A 1,168-nucleotide genomic window follows, 5' to 3' on the forward strand; every position below is an offset into this window, starting at 1 on the left:
CGTAGATACTGTTATTCCAGTCAAGCTAAATGCAAGCTAGCATCGAATGGCTTTCCGGACTTCAACACCCCCAAAGCGACATGTATCAACTTTCTCATCATAGCGCCAATAATGAGCTTGGCAGGTTTCCCGGCTGCGGCTAATCGTTGTCGGAAGACCTTACCCCAGGTGGTTCGATGCAGAGTTACCATGGCGGGCATATAGAGCGCTTTACGAATAAATGTATGCCCAACCTTTGACATTTTTGCTTTGCGACAGACACTGCTGCCGGACTCATGATGCTCTGGGTCAAGACCTGCAAAGGCAACAGCCTTCTTTACAGAAGAAAAACGTTCAGCGTCTGCATAATACGAAAGCAGTACAGCAATCGTGCGCTCGCCGAGCCCAGGAACACTGTCTAATAATTTTTGCTTATCTTTTAAATCTGGATCATTATTCATATGATTGTTGATCGACCGGGTCAGTGACTTGATTTCTTTCTCCAGCCACTCAATATGATTAACCAAGCCTTGTCGAATGGCATCACGGGCTACCTCAAGCCGGTTGAGTTCTTGTGTCCGCATCACTTGCAAGGCATCCAGGCGCAACACCATGGCACGTAGGGATTGCTCTGCCAATGACGGAGCAGTCCACAGTCCAGGATTTCGCTCAAAAGCAAATTCTGAGATCAGGCGAGCATCGACCTTATCCGTTTTGGTTCTGACTAAGCGGGAGACACCGAATGCTTTAATTTGTGCGGGGTTAACCACACTAACAGGGAATTTCTGTTGAGCGAAATAGTGTGCCACAGCCTCCCAATAAATACCTGTAGCTTCCATGCAGACATGGGCTATGGCCGCACCTTGCTTGTTGAGCCAGGCGCTTAATTCCTGAAACCCTTGCTGATTATTTTGAATTACCTTGTGGCGGAATTTGCCAGTTGTCAGGCGCAAAGTACAATCTAATTTCAGCTTCGCGACATCAATTCCCAAATGAAAATCGTGCATACAAATCCTCTGATAACCTACCTTGTGAATACGGGCTGCCAGCATGCTGGGCCAAAGATACTGTTCGATTTAAAACGAGGGGTGAGTGACTGGTGCAGAAATCTACGTCGCAGGTTTCAAACCTAAGGTACGATCCGGCATCCAGTCACTCGATCTTGATATGCCTACCAAGAACTTGTTGG

The 1,168-nt window shown here is 47.3% G+C and carries 1 protein-coding gene; it reads right to left on the reverse strand.

Features of this window, described 5'->3' with window-relative positions; genetic code table 11:
• Positions 1-20 precede the first annotated feature (20 nt).
• Positions 21-986 (reverse strand): IS110 family transposase, encoded by a 966-nt coding sequence (locus ACO0LI_RS30585; RefSeq protein ID WP_423037695.1) that lies wholly within the window; start codon positions 984-986, stop codon positions 21-23.
• Positions 987-1,168 lie beyond the last annotated feature (182 nt).

Source organism: Undibacterium sp. Tian12W (assembly GCF_049339405.1).
GTDB lineage: Bacteria > Pseudomonadota > Gammaproteobacteria > Burkholderiales > Burkholderiaceae_D > Undibacterium.